Raw genomic sequence first — 12,979 nt, forward strand, 5'->3', positions numbered from 1 at the left:
TCAGACTGGCTTGAACCGGAAATGCCCTGTCTGCCTGAAGGCAGACAAAGTGTCCTCTTCCCTGGCGCCGCCGCCGATATTGTGAATGACCAGTCTTCTTGTCGGTACCAATGTGGAGCGATTGGACGACACGATGGCAATATGCGGCAGATTGCCGGGCAGCATCTGGGCGACGAGATCCCCAGGCCGATAATCGGCGGGGTCTTGGCTGACGGGCAAGGTGGCACCGCGCCGCTCGAAATAGACCGCAAGATTGGGCACACGGCGGTGGTCGATGTTGCGGTCCGGCGCTTTCAGGCCCCAAGCCTTCGGATAGGCGGCAAAATTGGCCCGCATATCCTCATGCACCAATTTTTGCAGGTCGAGATCGAAGGCGCGGCGATAGGCACGGATCACGACATCCGTGCAAACACCCCGCTCGGGCCCAACGTCCCCGCCCGGATAGGCCAGGCGTGTATAGGTCGGATCGTAGAGTGTGGTGACGCCGATCTGCTCACGGGCAGCTTCAACCAATCTGGTACCCCAATCCAGCGCGATGGGCTTTTGCTGCGCCATGGCATCCGGCATCGCCAGGCACAAAAGACCAAACTGCAGCGCGGCTCGACGGGTAATCGCGGTCATGCCAAGCCTCCGGGCGTTACTGAATCCAGGCATTCTTCTGGGCGAATACGCCTTTTTCGTGCAGTGCCAGGACGTCGCGGTTCTGGCTCTGTCCGAATACGCAGTGTGGCGTGGTCGAAATGACAGCACCGGTCGTGATCGAAGCCGCGCACTGGCGCAAGCCATCGCCGATTTGGGCTGAAGGCGGAATCGGCGGTATGCTAAACAAACGGTTAACCGCAAGCGCGGTAGCTTTCTGAACGACAGGCAGGCGGAGTTCCGGAGGGATGACGGGCGCAAGTTGGAAGCTGACGCGGGCCGCTGCGCTGCTCGGCGCCGTGGTGCTGTGCGGCATTGCCGCCACTCAGGCACAGGCCGCTTCCCGCCTCTGCCGCCAGCTTGAAGCCGATCTTGCCGCCGCTTCTCGTGGTGGCGGCGGCAAACCGGCATTGCTCAGGAAATATGACGACGCAATCGTCCGGCAGCGCCAGCAGATTTCAAAGGCCGTCAGGCAGGCCAGCAGCGCCGGCTGCGGCTTTTCGCTGTCTCGCCGCAACGCCAACGCATGCGCAGCACTCGACGCCACCATCGATCGCATGGCAGCCAATCTCGACGCCCTGCAGGCCAAGCGCGGCGACCTTGCCGGCGGTGGTTCGCGACGTGATCGTGCGCGCATATTGACGTTGCTTGACGCCAATGGCTGCCGCGATGATGCGGCGGCCCGGACGCCCGCGCCGGTCCGCGAAGCCAGCCGTGAAAACGGCAAGCGAAACCTGCTCGACCAGCTTTTGGGCAGTCAGCCCGAAGAGGCCGACCAGGCTGAAGAACTGAGCCAGCCGGGCAACATCCGCACCGTGCTCAACAGCGCCGACATGGGCCAGCCCCAAGGCGAATTCCGCACCATGTGTGTGCGGACCTGCGACGGCTATTTCTTCCCGATGTCGAATGCTGCCTCGCTGGGCGATTTCGAGCGCGATCAGAAGAATTGCGAATCGAGCTGCCCCGGCACCGAGATGCAGGTTTTCTACACGCGCGGCATGAACAGCGATTCGGCGTCGATGACGTCTTCGGTGACGGGCAGGCCTTATATCGAACTGCCGACGGCCTACCTCTACAAGCAATCCGACATGCCGCGGCCGCCGACCTGCGGCTGCAATGCCGGGCAAAATTTCGAGATCATTGCCGGCAACCCGCCAACCCCGGGACAATCTGAGGCGAACGTGGCGACCACCCCGTTCGTTCCGCTGCTGGTTGCCAGGCCTGATCCGGCCGCCGACCCGGAGACCTTGGCCAATGCAGAAGGCGGCCTCGACCGTGAGGCGATCAAACGGCTTGCTGTCAAACCTGTGCCCTCGCCGACATCGCTGCCGCCGCCGGAGCAGCGCAAGGTCAGGGTCGTCGGGCCAACGTTCCTTCCCGACCCAGCAGCGGCAACAGATCTGCAAGCTCCGGACCCGAAGGCTGTCCCGTAAGCGCCAGCCTGAGCGGCATGAACAGCGCCTTGCCCTTACGGCCGCTCGCCGCTCGGATCTTGCCCGTCCAGTCCTTCCAGACGGTGCCGTTCCAAGGCTCTTCCGGCAGCAACTCGAATGCCTGGCGAAGAAAGTCGCGGTCCTCGTCGGAAAACTCCGCCGGCTCCTCTGGACCGTCTCGAAGCGTACGCCACCAGATCGCCGCATCGGCCAGCCTGTCGAGATTGCCGCGCACGGCCAGCCAGAAAGACTCGGCCTGTTCGCCGGAGATGCCGAGCACGATCAGCCGGTCGCGCGCCTCGGAAAACGGCATGTGATGCAGCAGCGTGCGGTTGAGCACGAAGAGCTCGTCCGGGTCGAATTTGGCGGCGGATTTCGATGTTGCAGCCGGATCGAAGCGCTCGACTAGCTCGGCCATCGTTGGCACCGCCACGACGTTTTCCGAGGTGCCGACGAGCACCGCCAGCGAAGCGATCGCCATCGGCTCGATGCCGCTCTCACGCAGGCTCTGGATGGACAGCGCGCCGGTGCGCTTCGAAAGTCCCTCGCCTGATGCCGTTATCAGGAGATTGTGGTGGCCCAACACCGGCGGCTCCGCGCCAAGTGCTCGGAACAGGGCTATCTGGACGCCGGTATTGGTGACGTGGTCGTCGCCGCGAATGACATGGCTGATGCCCATGTCGATGTCGTCGACAACCGAAGGCAATGTGTAGAGGTAGGTGCCGTCCTCACGCCGCAGAACCGGGTCTGAAAGCGAGGCGAGGTCGACGGTCTCTTCGCCGCGCACCAGGTCGTTCCAGTGGATTTCGGTGCGCTCCGGCTGTAGCGGATCGCTGCTGAAGTTGGGCAGCAGAAAGCGCCAGTGCGGCCGCCGGCCATCGGCCTCATATTCCGCCACCTGCTCGGGTGCCAGCGTCAGCGCCTCGCGGCCATAGACTGGCGGCAGGCCACGCGTGCGGCGCACCTTGCGCCTCAGGTCGAGCTCTTCAGGCGTCTCATAGCAAGCATAGACGAGGCGCGCCTCCTTCAGCCTCTCCAGTGCGGCATCGTAGATTTCGACCCGCCGCGACTGGTACTCCGTGGCATCGGGGAAGATGCCCAGCCAATGCAGGTCATATAGGATAGCGTCGGAAAACTCCTGCGTCGAACGGGCGACGTCGGTGTCGTCGAAGCGCTGGATGAAGCGGCCTTTGTTCTTGATGGCGAACAGCCAATTGAACAAAGCGGTGCGCGCATTGCCGATATGGATGCGGCCGGTCGGTGACGGGGCGAAACGGACGGTAACTGTCATGAGCAGGGCGTACCGGATGGTTTTGCTGTTGACAAGACGCGCCCCCGCGCTCGGCGGCAGACATAGAACATGACAAAGGCGAAGAAAAGACTGCAGCGCCGCACGTCTATCAAGACGCGCGGCACCGCAACCGTCAGATCACCAGGCCTTTGGTCAGTTCAAGCGCCTGGCGTTCGAACAGCCGGCGGTAGATGCCGCCTTGCAGCCGGATCAGTTGGTCATGCGAGCCCTCTTCGACGATGCGGCCGCGATCGAACACCAAAAGCCTGTCCAGCGCCCGCACCGTCGACAGCCGGTGGGCAATGACCAGCGTCGTGCGGCCGACCATCAACCGCTCCATCGCCTGCTGGATCAGCACCTCCGATTCCGAATCGAGGCTCGACGTTGCCTCATCCAGGATGAGAATGCGCGCATCGGCAAGAAAGGCGCGTGCGATTGCAACGCGCTGACGCTCACCACCCGATAGCTTTACGCCACGCTCGCCGACCAGCGTGCCATAGCCTTTCGGCAAATTGGCAATGAAGTCATGCGCGCTGGCCAATCGCGCCGCGTGCTCGATCTCGGCCTGCGTGGCGGCCGGCCGAGCATAGGCGATGTTTTCGGCCAGCGACCGGTGAAACAGGATCGGCTCCTGCTGGACGATTGCGATCTGTGCGCGCAGCGACGCCTGCGCCACATTCGCAATATCCTGGCCGTCGATCAGGATATTGCCCGCAGTCACGTCGTAGAGGCGCTGGATCAGCTTGACGAATGTCGTCTTGCCGGAGCCCGAATGGCCAACCAGCCCAACCCGTTCGCCCGGCGCGATGTCCACCGAAAAGTCGCGATAGAGCGGCAGGCGGTGGCTGCCATAGTGGAACGTGACATTGTCGAAGGTGATACGGCCATCGGTGATCCGGATCGGTTTGGCTCCGGGCCGATCCTCGATGCCGAGTGGTTCGGACTGGAAGTCGACCAGTTCCTCCATGTCGTTGATCGAGCGCTGCAGATTGCGGATATGTGTGCCGATGTCGCGCAGATAGCCTTGCAGCACGAAGAATGAGGTCAGCACGAAGGCGACATCGCCGGCGCTCGCCTGCCCCCACGACCACAACAGCAGGGAGAACCCGATGACCGCTGCCCTCAAAAGCAGCAGCATCGTCCCTTGCGTGGTGCCGTTGACGGTGCCGCGCATCCAGGTGCGGCGCGTGCGACCGCGCCATTTGGCGACGACCTCGGCGAGCCGCGTCTCCTCGCGTTCCTCGGCGCCAAAACCCTTGACCACGGCGTTGCAGCTTACCGCGTCGGCCAGCGAGCCGCCGAGCCGTGTATCCCACGCATTGGCAAGCCTTGCCGCGGGCGCGACATAGCCAAGCGACAGCATCGTCGTCACCGCGATGAACAGAACCGAACCGGTGGCGACGACAGCACCCATCAGCGGCCAGAACCAGCCAAGCAGCAGCGTCGAGCCGACGAGCATGACGACCGATGGCAGCAGCGCGATCAGGATCGTGTCGTTGAGCAGGTCGAGCGCCCACATGCCGCGCGTTATCTTGCGCACCGTCGATCCGGCGAAGCTGTTGGCGTGCCAGTCGGTGGAGAAGCGCTGGACGCGGTGGAAGGCGTCGGCGGCGATATCCGCCATCATCTTCAACGTCAGCTCGACAATGGCCATGAAGGCGAGATTGCGCAGCACGACACCGGTGAGCGCCAGGGCCACCAGCATCGAAAAGGCCGCTGTCGCCGCGTTCCACGCAACATCGTCGGCCGCAGCACTGCTGGCGACGGCATCCACCAGCCGGCCGAAATAGAGCGGCGTCAGCACGTCGGCCAAGGTCGACAGCAGGAATGTGCCCATAATGCCGGCAAGCCGCCACGGCTGACACCGCCAATGGCTGAGCGTGAAGCCAAGAACGCTGCGAAAGGCGCCCGCGCGCAAATCTATTCGAAAACGAGTCATGATGTCATTCGGGCGCAAACGAGCCCGATCCCACGAAAGTAGAAATTGAAAAACCGCGTCGGCGCCGTTTGGCGCCCGGAGATGCGGAGGTTTGGCGTATTTGGCGGCCCTGTAGAGGGGCGGCGACCGGCAGCGGCGAAATACCTGCCTCGGTTCAGCCTTGCCGCGAGGCTATCTCGCGGCGCACTGACCAAGACCTAGGCTTCGCAGCCTCGCATAACGATGTCAAATCCTGGCATTCGGTTCCTCCTGAAGGGGAATCGCGGAGAGGTGTTTATAGAGACGCCTCAACGCCGCGCCAAGTCAGTAGATAGCCAAAAGCGCATCTGGTCCAAGCAGTGAGACGATTTTGCAACAATCGCGGGTTGTGCGCTGCCTCTGTTCAGGTTGCCGGGATACGGTCGAGGCGCATATAGCGGCCATCGGTGGAAGGCCTGAAGCCGAGCTTCTCGTAAACCGCATGGGCGTCGTTGGTCGACAGGCTCCAACGCGTGACCGTCTTGACGTCCGAGTGGTCGATAAGCGCCTGGACAAGCCGGGTTCCGATGCCTTGTCCGCGATACCCGGGCCAGACAATTATGTCGGCGAGATAGGCAAATACCGTACGGTCGGTGATCGCCCGGCCGAAGCCGACCTGATTGCCGCCGACATAGGCGCCGACGCACAGTGAGTTGGCAAAAGCGCGGCGGTGCAGTTCATCGCTGCGGCCGCTGCCCCAATAGCTCGCCTTCAAAATGTCGGATGTCGCCCGGAAGTCGATCCGCGACAGGTCAAAGCTGATTTCAAGGTTGGCCATGGCTAAACCGTTACGCAGGCCAATGGCCTACCCGCGATCCCTGAACCGGTTGGTGATGGGATAACGGCGATCGCGGCCAAAGTTCTTCCTGGTGATCTTCACGCCGGGCGCCGCCTGCCGACGCTTGTATTCTGCGACGTAAAGCAGGTGCTCGACACGCGCCACCGTCGCCCGGTCATGGCCGCGCGCAACGATCTCGTCGACGCCCATCTCGTTCTCGACCAGACACTCCAATATGTCATCGAGCACTGGATAGGGCGGCAGCGAATCCTGGTCGGTCTGGTTCTCTCGCAGTTCCGCCGAGGGCGCCTTGTCGATGATGTTGGTCGGGATCACCTCGCCGGACGGACCGAGCGCACCCGGCGGCACGTGCGCGTTGCGCCAACTCGACAACGCATAGACCTGCATCTTGTAAAGATCCTTGATCGGATTGAAGCCGCCGTTCATGTCGCCATAAAGCGTGGCATAGCCTACCGACATCTCGCTCTTGTTGCCGGTAGTGACCACCATCGAGCCGAACTTGTTGGAAATCGCCATCAGGATAGTGCCGCGTGCACGGCTCTGCAGGTTCTCCTCGGTAATACCTTCCTTGGTACCCTCGAAAAGCTGCGTCAGCGCGTGCAGGAAACCTTCGACCGGCTCGAAGATCGGCACGATATCGTAGCGGCAGCCGAGTGCGCGGGCGCAGTCCTCGGCATCCTTCAGCGAGTCCTTCGAAGTGTAGCGGTAAGGCATCATCACGGCGCGCAGCCGTTCCTCGCCGAGCGCATCAACGGCAAGTGCCGCGCAGATCGCCGAATCGATGCCGCCGGAGAGGCCGAGCACGACATTCTTGAAGCCGTTCTTGTTGACGTAATCGCGCAGGCCCAACATGCAGGCGCGGTAGTCGGCCTCCTCCTTCTCCGGGATTTTCGACATCGGTCCGTCAGAGCAGACCCAGATGTCATTCTTTCGCTTCCAGGTGGTGACGTTGACCGTCTCCTCGAACTGGCTCATCTGGAAGGCCAGCGTCTTGTCAGAACCTATGGCAAACGATGCGCCATCGAAAACCAGCTCGTCCTGGCCGCCAAGCTGGTTGGCATAGATAATCGGCAGTCCGCATTCGATGACCTGGCGGATAACGATCTGGTGGCGGACGTCGACCTTGCCGCGGTAATAAGGCGAGCCGTTCGGGACCAGCAGGATTTCCGCGCCGCTTTCGGCCAGCGTCTCGCAGACGGCAACCTCGCCCCAGATATCTTCGCAGATCGGCACTCCCACGCGCACGCCGCGGAAATTGACCGGCCCCTGGATCTCGGGGCCGGCCTGGAAGACGCGCTTCTCGTCGAACTCACCGTAATTCGGCAGATCGAGCTTGTAGCGTTCGGCAAGGATCTTGCCGCCATCGGCAAAGATGATCGAATTGTGCGTGCCGGTCTTGCGCTTCAACGGCGTGCCGATGACGAAACCCGGGCCGCCGTCGGCGGTATCGCCGGCGAAATCCTCCGCCGCCCGCTCGCAGGCCTTCAGGAAGGCGGGCTTCAGCACCAGATCCTCAGGCGGATAGCCGGCAAGGAAAAGCTCGGTAAACAGCACGAGGTCGGCGCCTTGGCGGGCGGCATCCGCCCTCGCCTCGCGTGCCTTGGCAAGATTGCCGGCGACGTCGCCGACCGTCGGATTGAGCTGGGCGACGGCGATGCGCAATATGTCTGGAGCGGTCTTGTCTGTCATGCCCGTGGGTTTAGCGCGGCAAAATTCGTCGAGCAATGGCGTTCGTTTGGACCAAACAGTCGATCCTATTCGCCCATATATTCGCGCAAGGCTTCCGGCGGATGGTTCTCGCCGATCGACATTGCCAGAATGCGCGAAATGTGCCGGCGCGGCAGCCCGGTTTCCGCCGCCCAGGCGTTTATCTGTACTTGGATCTTGTCCAGGTCCTTCTTCGATGTCGGGCTCTGCGCGATGTCGAGCCCGGCGTCGCGCAGCGCTGCCGCCATGTCGGCCGAGACGATGAAGGCGTCCCACTCCAGCCAGCGCAGAAAATACTGGCCGGTATTGCCGCCGAGCCGGCTGCCATGCTTGCCGAGATAGGCCATCAATCCGACCTGGTCATCCGCCGGCCAATTGGCCAGGAACTTGCCGAAGCTGCCATGCTCCTTCGACACGCGCTCGACGAAGGCTGCGTTGTCGCGTACGGATTTGATCTTCTGCGGATTGCGGACGATGCGCTTGTCGAATGTGAGATCGTGCCAGAAATCGTCAGGCTGGAACAGCAGCCGCTTCGGCTCGAAGCCAAGAAATGCTTCCTCGAAACCCGGCCATTTCTGCTCGATGACGCGCCAGACAAAGCCGGCGGCAAAAACCCGCTCGGCCATGGTCGACAGGATCCGGTCGTCCGTAATCTTTGCCACCTCGGCATTGTCGGGCATAGGACCCAGCAGCGACGTCAGCGCTGCCTCACCGCCTTTGCGCTTCGCTGCACGGGCGCGAATTTTCTGAAAATCCACCATTGTTTCCTGACCCCATCGCGTCAATCTACCACTTCCCGTAGGAACCGGCAGCGTCTACCTCATCGCGGACGACGGAGGCGACGATGAACAAAACGATCGAGGACCTGGCAAGCCGCTGGCTGAAGCGAAAGCCGGACGGCCTCAGCGCGCTCGAAAGCCGGGTACTGCAATCTACGCTCGAGCGCACCACGATCTCCAAGGACACCAACAAGGCCGTCGCCTTTCACCAGACGTTTGGAGATCGCCTGGCCGACACCATCGCCCGGATCGGCGGCTCTTGGTCCTTCATCCTGGCATTCATTTGGCTTCCTGATCCTGTGGACGGCAGGCAATGTCTGGCTCTTGTCGCGCGCCGCCTTCGATCCCTATCCCTTCATCTTCCTCAATCTCGTGCTTTCCATGGTTGCCGCCCTGCAGGCGCCAGTGATCATGATGGCGCAAAACCGCCAGACGGAGCGCGATCGAATCGACGCCGCCCACGACTATGAGGTTAATCTCAAGGCCGAGATCGAGATCATGGCGTTACACGAAAAGCTCGACGAACTGCGCCACAGCCAGATCATCGGCATGCGAGACGAGATCGCCCGGCTGGCCGAGCAGGTGAAGCGCATCGACGACATTCTGTCGAAGCAGCGAACGTCTTCATGACGGAAGTCATCCATCGTCTCATTGAGCAATATGGATTGGTCGCGGTTTTTCTGGGCTGCGTCGCAGAGGGCGAAAGCGCCGCAATTCTTGGCGGTTTTTTTGCGCATCAGCATGTCTTCATCCCGTGGCAGGCGTTTCTCGCAGCCGCGCTCGGCGCCTTCGGTGGCGACACGTTCTTCTTCATCTTGGGACGGAGCTTCGCCGACCATAAATTCGTGATCAGGCTCCGAGCCCGGCCGGGCTTCAGCCACGCCTACCGCCTTGTCACCTCTCATCCCAACATTTTCGTGCTGTCGAACCGCTACATCTATGGCCTCCGCCTGGTCGGCGGCATCGCCGCCGGGCTGTCGGGCATTGCGGCGGCGCGCTTCGTCATCCTCAACGCCATCTCATCGGTGGTCTGGGCGGCACTGTTCTGCACTGTCGGTTATGTCTTCGGGCTGGGCGCGGAGCACATCGTCGGCCAAGCGCTGGCTCGTCACGAGCGATTACTGATCGCTCTGGCAATCGGCCTCGTTGTGGCCATCCTCGGCTGGCTCGCGGCCCATATCGTCGCCAAGAAGGAACTCCACAAGGGAAGCTGATCGTCAATCAATGCCGAGCGCACGATCACCCTTCTCGAGGATCAGCGGAATGATCAGGTCTTCCTCGTCGGCAAGATGCCGGGTCAACATGGCGATCAACCGGCCGTTCTCGTCGGCATAGGCATCGGCGGCGAAACGCTGTTTGTCTTCGCTCTCCTGAAGCGTGCGGATGAAGGCATTTGCCGCCTCGGCATTGCGCTCCAGTCCCTCATGGATTGTGTGGTGATCGGCATCGAGAATCTCGAAGCCGCGCTTCAGACGGGTCTCGGCCCTGGCGAAGACCGGGAAATAATGATGGTCCTCGACATTGTGATGGCCGTCGAGATTGCCGAGGAAATGGTTGAGGCGCGGCGCGAACCAGCGCGCGAATTCCGGCGCGTTCAGCCTACTTTCTCGATAATCGCCGATACCATTGGTGAGCATGCCGCCAAGCTCGCGGAACATGTCGTGCCGCTGCAGCCACATATTGGCTATGCCGTGGATATTGGCATGCGCCTGCCAGTCCTCGCGCGGATATTTTTCGACCAGCCAGTGCAGATCGTCCGGCAGGCCGTCACGTTCAAGCAACAGAAATCCGGTGGTATCGGCCATGTCGGGCCCCTCAGTTGACCGGCATGTAGTGTCTGAAACGTCAGATCGGTACCCCGAGGATCCGCTCGATGACGGCGACGCCCCATACCCCGGCAGCGATCACCACCGAAATCAGCACCGCCAGCGAACCGCAATCCTTGGCCAGTTGGATATCGACGTTGAATTCGCGGCTGAACGCGTCGCATGCCGCCTCGATGCCGGTGTTCAGCACCTCGATCATGATCATGAGCAGCACCGCGCCGATCAGCAACGCATAGCCGCGCCACGATTCCGAAAGGAACCAGCCGAGCGGCAAGGCAAGCACGAGCAGCGTCAGCTCCAGCTGGAAGGCCTCCTCGCCGGCGGCCAGTTTGCGAAACGCCCGCACCGAATTGTAAAAAGCGTCGATCAGTCGCTGCATGCCAAAACCCTTCGGAATCACCGGCAGGGGATAGCGCAATGGCTGGACCAAGGGAATAAGGCGGCCTCTGCAAAGAATCAGCCGTCTGCCACCTTGATCGACGGCGTCGACTTCTCGAACTGCGGCAGCCCGTCATCGATGGCGTAATAATCGCCCTTGTCGCCGACGAAGATATGACATTCGCCTTGGAGCCTGGTTGGCGCGTCGAACAGCCCTGCCATCACCGAAACATAGCCGTCATCGCTCGGCTTCCAGAACAATAGAGAGCCGCATGTCTTGCAGAAGCCGCGCCTGGCGAACGAAGAGGCCTCGTACCAGGTGATGCTCTCCGCGCCGGCGATTGTAATGTCGCGGTCGGCAACGTTGGTCGCCGCATAAAAATGCCCGCTCTGCTTCCGGCACTGCGAGCAATGGCAGTAGATGACACCGCGTAGCGGTCCTCGTGTCTTGAACCGCACTGCCCCGCACAAGCATGATCCGGTGTGACTGTCAGCCATGTCGGCCTCCCGATGCAATTGCCATCGCCTGGCAGGATTCCAGTTTTGCGCGCGTTAGGCACGAGCAAATGCGACACCGGCGGGATTGAATACAAAAAGCGCCGGTTTTCGCCCGGCGCTTCTTCAACGACATCAAAGTTCAGATCATATCAGCCGTTAACGGCCTGCTTGTGCTGGACCGGATGGCTCTTCTTGAGCAGATCGGACACCAGGAACGCCAGCTCGATCGCCTGATCGGCATTGAGGCGCGGATCGCAATGGGTGTGGTAGCGGTCCTGCAGTTCTTCGGCGGTGATGGCGCGGGCACCACCGGTGCACTCGGTGACGTTTTTGCCGGTCATCTCGATGTGGATGCCGCCCGGATGCGTGCCTTCGGCGCGGTGCACCTCGAAGAAGGTCTGCACTTCCTTCAGGATGCGGTCGAACGGCCGTGTCTTGTAGCCGGCGGCCTCGATCGTATTGCCGTGCATTGGGTCGGACGACCACACCACGCTGCGGCCTTCCTTCTGCACCGCGCGCACCAGTTTGGGCAGATGGTCGGCAACCTTGTCGGAGCCGAAGCGGGCGATCAGCGTCAGCCGGCCGGGCTCGTTCTCCGGATTGAGCAGGTCGATGAGCTGCAACAGGCCATCCGGCGTCAGCGACGGACCGCATTTCAGCCCGAGCGGGTTCTTGATGCCGCGGCAATATTCGACATGCGCATGGTCGGGTTGGCGCGTGCGATCACCGATCCAGATCATGTGGCCAGAGGTGGCGTACCAGTCGCCGGAGGTCGAATCGACGCGGGTCAGCGCCTCCTCGTAGCCGAGCAGCAACGCTTCGTGGCTGGTGTAGAAATCCGTCTCGCGCAGCGCGTAATTGGTCTCCGAGGTGATGCCGACGGCCTTCATGAAGTCCATCGTCTCGGTGATGCGGTTGGCGAGCGACTCGTATTTCTCGCCCTGCGGGCTGTCGGACACGAAGCCGAGCATCCATTGATGCACGTTCTCCAGGCTGGCGTAGCCGCCCTGGGCGAAGGCACGCAACAGGTTGAGCGTCGCCGCCGACTGGCGGTACGCCATCTCCTGTCTTGCCGGATCTGGAATGCGCGACTTGGCGTCGAACTCGATGCCATTGATGATGTCGCCGCGATAGCTCGGCAGCGTCACACCGCCCTTGGTCTCATTGTCGGACGAGCGCGGCTTGGCGAACTGGCCGGCGACACGGCCGACCTTCACCACCGGCTGGGCGCCGGCGAAGGTCAGCACCACCGACATCTGCAGGAAGACCCGGAAGAAGTCGCGGATATTGTCGGCGCCATGCTCGGCGAAGCTCTCGGCGCAATCGCCGCCCTGCAGAAGGAATGCGTCACCGGCAGCGACGGCTGCAAGCTGCTTCTTCAGCTTGCGTGCCTCACCTGCAAAAACCAACGGCGGAAACGTGGCAAGCTGGGCTTCCGTGTTCCTCAGCGCGGCAAGATCCGGATAGGCAGGAACCTGCTGGATCGGCTTGGCTCTCCACGAATTCGGCGACCATTTCGTCATCGAAGCACCTAACGCTCTTTCACACGGACGCCATCGCCCGCCAATCCGCCCCATATGGGGTCGCGGCTCCATACACGAAGCCGATTTCCTATTCTAGACCGGAAGTGGTCGCGTGGCGAATGAGCACGGCACTGCGAAAGTGCCGATGC

Annotated in this window: 12 protein-coding genes and 1 pseudogene; 3 read left to right on the forward strand and 10 right to left on the reverse strand. The window is 62.0% G+C overall.

From position 1 onward, the window contains the following. On the reverse strand, positions 1–621 hold the full coding sequence (locus NKH04_RS12550; RefSeq protein ID WP_352971201.1) for a DUF1287 domain-containing protein: 621 nt from the start codon (positions 619–621) through the stop codon (positions 1–3). A 266-nt stretch (positions 622–887) separates the two neighbouring features. Between NKH04_RS12550 and NKH04_RS12555 the strand changes: the two genes are divergently transcribed. Then, on the forward strand, positions 888–2,072 hold the full coding sequence (locus NKH04_RS12555) for a DUF2865 domain-containing protein (RefSeq protein WP_352971199.1): 1,185 nt from the start codon (positions 888–890) through the stop codon (positions 2,070–2,072). Here NKH04_RS12555 and gltX read toward each other — a convergent pair. The 5 genes from gltX to NKH04_RS12580 form a co-directional block, all read right to left on the reverse strand. Continuing rightward, entirely contained in the window at positions 1,990–3,363 is a 1,374-nt protein-coding gene (gene gltX, locus NKH04_RS12560; protein WP_352770326.1) for a glutamate--tRNA ligase, read from the reverse strand. The two genes, NKH04_RS12555 and gltX, sit on opposite strands and share 83 nt — an antisense overlap. A 133-nt stretch (positions 3,364–3,496) precedes the next feature. After that, positions 3,497–5,302: an ABC transporter ATP-binding protein gene (locus NKH04_RS12565; protein WP_353044369.1), complete on the reverse strand. Its 1,806-nt coding sequence runs from the start codon at positions 5,300–5,302 to the stop codon at positions 3,497–3,499. A gap of 382 nt (positions 5,303–5,684) precedes the next feature. After that, positions 5,685–6,098, reverse strand: coding sequence for a GNAT family N-acetyltransferase (locus NKH04_RS12570; protein WP_352770323.1), 414 nt, complete (start codon positions 6,096–6,098; stop codon positions 5,685–5,687). Between the two features lie 27 nt (positions 6,099–6,125). Then, positions 6,126–7,808 (reverse strand): NAD+ synthase, encoded by a 1,683-nt coding sequence (locus NKH04_RS12575; RefSeq protein WP_352770321.1) that lies wholly within the window; start codon positions 7,806–7,808, stop codon positions 6,126–6,128. Positions 7,809–7,873: 65 nt separating this feature from the next. Beyond that, positions 7,874–8,587: a DNA-3-methyladenine glycosylase I gene (locus tag NKH04_RS12580; RefSeq protein WP_352770319.1), complete on the reverse strand. Its 714-nt coding sequence runs from the start codon at positions 8,585–8,587 to the stop codon at positions 7,874–7,876. Between the two features lie 83 nt (positions 8,588–8,670). On the opposite strand from NKH04_RS12580, the pseudogene NKH04_RS12585 reads away from it, so the two are divergent. Together NKH04_RS12585 and NKH04_RS12590 are read left to right on the forward strand one after the other, a co-directional pair. Beyond that, a pseudogene (locus tag NKH04_RS12585) lies at positions 8,671–9,235 on the forward strand (DUF1003 domain-containing protein). After that, positions 9,232–9,819 (forward strand): DedA family protein, encoded by a 588-nt coding sequence (locus NKH04_RS12590; RefSeq protein WP_352502473.1) that lies wholly within the window; start codon positions 9,232–9,234, stop codon positions 9,817–9,819. The pseudogene NKH04_RS12585 and the gene NKH04_RS12590 overlap by 4 nt, the downstream one beginning before the upstream one ends. Before the next feature lie 3 nt (positions 9,820–9,822). On the opposite strand, the gene NKH04_RS12595 is transcribed toward NKH04_RS12590, so the two are convergent. The 4 genes from NKH04_RS12595 to NKH04_RS12610 all read right to left on the reverse strand — a co-directional run bounded on the left by NKH04_RS12595 (position 9,823) and on the right by NKH04_RS12610 (position 12,830). Then, on the reverse strand, positions 9,823–10,410 hold the full coding sequence (locus NKH04_RS12595) for a hemerythrin domain-containing protein (RefSeq protein ID WP_352770316.1): 588 nt from the start codon (positions 10,408–10,410) through the stop codon (positions 9,823–9,825). A gap of 40 nt (positions 10,411–10,450) precedes the next feature. Continuing rightward, entirely contained in the window at positions 10,451–10,810 is a 360-nt protein-coding gene (locus NKH04_RS12600) for a diacylglycerol kinase (RefSeq protein WP_352471749.1), read from the reverse strand. A gap of 77 nt (positions 10,811–10,887) precedes the next feature. Next, positions 10,888–11,307 carry a GFA family protein gene (locus NKH04_RS12605; RefSeq protein WP_352770313.1) on the reverse strand — a complete coding sequence of 140 codons (420 nt, stop codon included), beginning with the start codon at positions 11,305–11,307 and terminating at the stop codon, positions 10,888–10,890. Between the two features lie 149 nt (positions 11,308–11,456). Continuing rightward, a complete protein-coding gene (locus NKH04_RS12610; RefSeq protein ID WP_254820158.1) occupies positions 11,457–12,830 on the reverse strand; it encodes a class II 3-deoxy-7-phosphoheptulonate synthase in 1,374 nt (457 codons plus the stop codon). Positions 12,831–12,979: the final 149 nt, after the last annotated feature.

Source organism: Mesorhizobium sp. M1365, assembly GCF_040317865.1.
Lineage (GTDB): Bacteria > Pseudomonadota > Alphaproteobacteria > Rhizobiales > Rhizobiaceae > Mesorhizobium.